Origin of the sequence: Acidithiobacillus sp. HP-2 (assembly GCF_015100155.1) — a bacterium.
Taxonomy (GTDB): domain Bacteria; phylum Pseudomonadota; class Gammaproteobacteria; order Acidithiobacillales; family Acidithiobacillaceae; genus Acidithiobacillus.
Genome location: NZ_JACKZA010000041.1, coordinates 1 through 4,923 on the forward strand (window position 1 = coordinate 1; position 4,923 = coordinate 4,923).

The 4,923-nt window shown below is 48.4% G+C and carries 6 protein-coding genes and 2 pseudogenes; 6 read left to right on the plus strand and 2 right to left on the minus strand.

The features are described 5' to 3' along the window. Positions 1-246, minus strand: a pseudogene (locus H7F11_RS16415) (hypothetical protein); the annotation flags it as partial. A gap of 541 nt (positions 247-787) precedes the next feature. Between H7F11_RS16415 and H7F11_RS16420 the strand changes: the two are divergent. The 6 genes from H7F11_RS16420 (at position 788) to H7F11_RS16445 (ending at position 4,526) form a co-directional block, all read left to right on the plus strand. Continuing rightward, on the plus strand, positions 788-1,882 hold the full coding sequence (locus H7F11_RS16420) for a DUF3034 family protein (RefSeq protein WP_227485595.1): 1,095 nt from the start codon (positions 788-790) through the stop codon (positions 1,880-1,882). 24 nt (positions 1,883-1,906) lie between these two features. Next, positions 1,907-2,383, plus strand: a complete 477-nt coding sequence (locus tag H7F11_RS16425; RefSeq protein WP_193651602.1) for a group I truncated hemoglobin — start codon at positions 1,907-1,909, stop codon at positions 2,381-2,383. Between the two features lie 169 nt (positions 2,384-2,552). Beyond that, positions 2,553-3,089, plus strand: a complete 537-nt coding sequence (locus tag H7F11_RS16430; protein WP_193651923.1) for an OmpA family protein — start codon at positions 2,553-2,555, stop codon at positions 3,087-3,089. A 144-nt stretch (positions 3,090-3,233) separates the two neighbouring features. Further along, on the plus strand, positions 3,234-3,617 hold the full coding sequence (locus tag H7F11_RS16435) for a DUF4878 domain-containing protein (protein WP_193651922.1): 384 nt from the start codon (positions 3,234-3,236) through the stop codon (positions 3,615-3,617). Further along, a complete protein-coding gene (locus tag H7F11_RS16440) occupies positions 3,596-4,111 on the plus strand; it encodes a YiiX/YebB-like N1pC/P60 family cysteine hydrolase (RefSeq protein WP_193651921.1) in 516 nt (171 codons plus the stop codon). Before H7F11_RS16435 ends, H7F11_RS16440 begins: the two co-directional genes overlap by 22 nt. A gap of 124 nt (positions 4,112-4,235) precedes the next feature. Then, positions 4,236-4,526: an iron oxidase gene (locus H7F11_RS16445; protein ID WP_193651920.1), complete on the plus strand. Its 291-nt coding sequence runs from the start codon at positions 4,236-4,238 to the stop codon at positions 4,524-4,526. Positions 4,527-4,618: 92 nt separating this feature from the next. Here H7F11_RS16445 and H7F11_RS16450 read toward each other — a convergent pair. Then, positions 4,619-4,923, minus strand: a pseudogene (locus H7F11_RS16450) (hypothetical protein); the annotation flags it as partial.

The following is a 4,923-nucleotide window of genomic DNA, read 5'->3' on the forward strand; positions in this document are numbered from 1 at the left end:
GCCCAGTTCCACTGCCTGCTCGAAGATCTGGTAGAAGGGAGGCACCTTACGTTCGGCCATGACTTCTCCCAGCTTGCCTTCAGCGGGCGCCTCCTTGCTATGGCCCTTCACAAAGTAGGGGAAGGCGTTCATCGACAGAAAAATATGGACGTCGGTTCCGGATACCGCCGCTACGGACGCCGCCATGGCGGCAAATTGCAACTTCTCGCGCTCGCCGCTTAAACAAATGATGTACATGCCTGACATTGTGTCTCCAAACGAGTTGCAAATGGTGAAGTGGTTAAATGTCAGCAAATTTGGTGCCAGGGGTGTATGTCTGAATTGTATGCTGGATTTAGTTTCATGGTGATCACGCTTTTTTTAAAATATTCAATATAATGGCAGGATATTAAATAATTATTAATTATGTATGCCAGACAAATCAATGCGTCATGACACGTCATGACGTGTCATGAAAATCTGTATGACATATCATGGATTAATCATCAATATTTAGCTTTATTGCGTACATTATTGAGCGTAACTAAAAAAGTTACAATATGTTTATATGTAAAATAAAACATAATAATAAGTAACAAAAAATGATTTAAATATTTGTATAACATATTGTTAAATAATTAAGAATATAATTTATCCGTTAATTGCCTTGTTACCAATAAATTTAAATCCGAATCACTCGCGGTGATAATATTAAGGATTTATTCAGTGGCATGGTTATTGCTTTTGATGGGTTGCTGGCAATCAGCTGTGTTAGCAAAAATCTGAAGTCCTTTGTTAGGAGGAGGTTATGAATAAATTGAATATGAACGTCGTCAAATCGATGAAAGGTAAAGGATTGGCCGTTGCAATTGCTTGTGCATTGGGTGCGATGGCGCCGCTGACCGCCAATGCGGCGATCGGGGCTGCCAGCCTGTTTGGCCAGGGCCGCATTTTGGGTACAGGAGCAGTAACGGCGATAGACGGTGCCGCTGGTGGTGGTATCAACCCCTGGGCAGTGATTTCGGGCTATGGCACCAACCAGCAAATTGGCGCGACCGCTTTTTATTCGCACGTATTGCTGAACAACTACAATATGGACGCCTATGGCGCATCGGTCGGACTCTTCAACCGTATTGAGCTTTCTTTTGCCCGCCAGAGTTTTGGGTTGGGGAACACCGGCGGAACTTTGGATGGAGAGATCAATGATTTTGCCTACGGCGGAGGTGAAACTGCTGCTCAGCGTGCTGCACCAGCCTCGGCCATTCTTGACAAAGCAGGTCTCACGTCATCAGCCACGCCCGCTTTTTTTGGCAACAGCTATGAATTGAACCAGGACATTGTTGGGATTAAGGCCAGGCTGTTTGGTAATGTGGTGTATGACCAGAACTGGTGGGAGCCGGAAGTATCTGTTGGTGTGGACTTGCATCACAACGAGATGCCGAAAAATCTGGCTACTACGCTGCATGTGGCGCGCAACGGCGTCAGTTATTATCTTTCTGCCACAAAGGTATGGCTCAATGGGATATTCGGTCTGACCACCCTGGCAGATGTGAACATTGATGTCACTAATGCCAATCAGCAAGGTTTGTTGGGCTTCGGTGGTGCAGATGGCATGGGTTATAAAGTCTTGCCAGCGGCCTCGGTAGGGGTATTTCTGAACCGCCAGGTCGTGTTGGGTGCTGAATATCGGGATATGCCGCAGAATCAGTTGATAGCATCGAAGTCATCCCCGCTTGCCCCACTTGCCGACGCTGTCTCCAAAACGAGTGCCTGGAAAGACGTGTACATCGCTTGGTTCCCCTACAAGCAGCTTTCTCTGACAGCAGCCTATGTGGATCTGGGTACCATCGCTACCATGAAAAGCCAGAACGGGTTGTATCTGTCTCTGACCAGCAGCTTCTGATCACAATTTTAAGAGGAGTTTACCATGTCATTTATACGAACCTCTTCCCGTCTTTCGGCAGTAGCCAAGGGCGTCGCTCTGGCGGCAGGGTTTACGGCTGTTGCCATGATGGGGATTTCGACGGCATCCGCTCAGGATTACTATGCCCAGTACGGCGGCAAGGCCGGTATTACGGCGTTGATCAATACGTTTGTGGGTAATGTGGCTGCAGATCCGCATATCAATTACTACTTTGCACATACCAATATTCCTCACCTGAAGTACGAATTGGTGCAGCAGGTGTGCATGGCGGTGGGTGGTCCCTGCAAGTACACCGGGCTGAGCATGCGAAAAGCCCATGAAGGAATGGGTGTAACAACGGCAGCCTTCAATTATCTGGCTCAGGATATGATGGATGCGATGCAAACCCGAAAGATTCCCATGGCGGCACAGAATTACCTGATTGCCATTCTGGCTTCCATGGAACCGCAAATCGTTACCGCTAACGGCCCATTGGGCTGAACAGGGTCACGAAGTAAAACGTTGTATGCAGTCTCCTCCTCCCGCTAGCAAAATCGGGAACTTCAGGCTCCATCCTGGATGGGGCCTATTTTGTCATTGGATTTGATGGTTAAAATTGTAGACAGATGAATGCATCTGCCCAAAAAATCAGCTACTAAGGAGACGTAATATGAAAAAAATATACAAGCAAACACTGGCTGTGGCAGTGGTTCTGGCCGCTGCCGGCTGCGGAACCAACCCTTTTGCCTGTTCTCCCGGGATTCCCCCGGCCGTACCAGCGGCTCCGGCAGCAAAACCCGCAGCAGTGGCACCTATTGCACCGGTGCAACATACAATTCTGGAGAGTAAACCTATTACCATTACCGGGATTAATTTCCAGACCAATTCTTCCAAACTGATCAGCCATGATATTGCCGTGCTGGACCAGGTAGCTGATTTTGCCCACAAACATTCAGCTGCTGTTCTGGATGTAAATGGTTACTGCAGTAAGACAGGCAGTTTTTCTTACAATCAAAAACTCTCTGAGCAACGTGCGCGAAGCGTTGCCGGTTATCTGGAGGCGCATGGTGTAGCAGCTTCACGGATTGTGACGAAGGGACATTCCTATCTGGATCCAGTCGCCAGCAATGCGACGCCACAGGGACGTTTCCTGAATCAGCGCGTGGAAATCAATTCCAGTATCAAGGTACGTAAAACTGTGCAATAACTGACTTGATGAATCACTAGTCAGACGTCATGATCAACAGGCGATGCTGCTTAGGGTATTGCCTGTTTTTCTTTGGATCACTTTTAATGAAGGAGAATTTGTGTGCGAAGTATACTAAAAACAATCACAGTGGCAGGATTAACAGTGGGAATCTCAGCCTGTGGTCTTTTTTCGGGTTCGGGGCCAGAGAATACGGCTATGCATTTTGTGCACGGTATGGCGAAAGGGGACATTCAGAAAGTAGACGAACTGGTTTATTGGGGACCTGAAGTGCAAAATCCTGCACAACCCTATGCACTGCGGCTCGAAGAGGCGAAAGTGAATGGATATGTGATGGCTACTTATCAGCGCCTGCAAGCTGAAGGTGGTTTGAAGGAGGCCAAAATAGTCAAAAACCAACGAACTACGGTAGATGGTGTTGAACATGCCACGGTGATTATCAGCCTGATTCCTGAGAAAGGAAGCCCTCGGAATACGACGTTGCAACTGGTACGCAGGGACGGGAAATGGTTCGTGAGTGTGGACTGACGGCGTATATACTGTTGCGCGAAGGGCTGGGGGTAGAGGCACGCCTGGTGCGCCTCAAAAATCGCGGTCCCTGGACCCATGTCGGGGTTTTGGTAGGCGGTGCTTTATTTGAAAGCATACCGTCTACGGAACGCACCCGAGGTGGGGTGCACATGGGTAACCTGGACGATTTTTATGCGCCGGAACGAGCTGTAAAGGTTGGCTATATACCGATTGGCTTGGTAGAACCACAGTGTGAAAATTTGTTTCACTGGTGTCATATGCAGGTGAAGCTGCGTATTCCTTTTGATGATAGTTATGACTTGCAGGATGATCGGGCATTATATTGTTCCGAGTTTGTTTATAAGGCCTTTTTGCAAATACAGATCAATCTGGTCTCAGCGGAGTTGAGTACTTTATCCATACCCTTGGTGGGGGTACGGAAGGTGGTATTTCCCGGAGATTTGATCGGGATGAAGCCGGTATTCAATAATATTTACACGTTACGCAGTTGATTATCCAAATCTGAATACATAATGGGGATCAATTATCTGTTGCGTGCATCCATTACGGCGCAGATTACGTATAAGTGAGTGGGCTCTTTATAGGCGCCTCATTCATCATTTTGGAGAACATACTATGAAATCTATGAATCGTCGTGACTGGTTGAAATCAACGGGTAAAATAGCCGCAGCAGCCGCAGTGGCTCCTTTGGTGTTTTCATCCATGGCCAATGCTGGTACAGCAGGTGGTTTGCAAAGCAAAAGTTCTGTCAGTTATCAGGATCATCCCAGTGGCAAGGATATGTGCAGTAATTGCGCGCATTTTGTACCGGGAGCCTCTGCCAGCGTCGATGGTACCTGTAAAGTGGTTGCAGGCAAAATCAGCCCACATGGATATTGCTTTGCCTATACACCTATTTCTAGCTAACGCTTACGCTTGATTAAAAAAAGCCCCTGAACATCAGGGGCTGCAAGCGGGGCGAGTAGAACACTTTAAAACGGTAAAAAGTTACCTCATGATCAGTGTCTGAGTCGGCAGGAACGGAAATGTTTGCCGACAAGCATGAGGAACTGGATGGTTTGCTGGGTTTCCGGTTTTTTCATCATGTCCCAGAGTCCGGTGATTCCCCCCTTGGGCGCGGGGGCGCTGGCGGCCTCCTCAGTGGCACCACTGAGGCAGTGCAGGAAATCGGTGAGGATATGATCCTGATCCATTTTTTCAGCGACGGCGAGCAAACGGTCCATGACCCCGGTTCGCGTTGCCCGGTCGAGCAGGCACATGGCATCGGTCGCCAACGTGGCCAGACGCGAGACCATCTCATCAC

Bases quoted from the DNA above. Each gene is read 5' to 3' on its own strand.
- H7F11_RS16440 (WP_193651921.1), top strand. From the start codon at position 3,596: ATGGTTCGTGAGTGTGGACTGACGGCGTATATACTGTTGCGCGAAGGG.
- H7F11_RS16445 (WP_193651920.1), top strand. From the start codon at position 4,236: ATGAAATCTATGAATCGTCGTGACTGGTTGAAATCAACGGGTAAAATA.
- H7F11_RS16430 (WP_193651923.1), top strand. From the start codon at position 2,553: ATGAAAAAAATATACAAGCAAACACTGGCTGTGGCAGTGGTTCTGGCC.
- H7F11_RS16420 (WP_227485595.1), top strand. From the start codon at position 788: ATGAATAAATTGAATATGAACGTCGTCAAATCGATGAAAGGTAAAGGA.
- H7F11_RS16425 (WP_193651602.1), top strand. From the start codon at position 1,907: ATGTCATTTATACGAACCTCTTCCCGTCTTTCGGCAGTAGCCAAGGGC.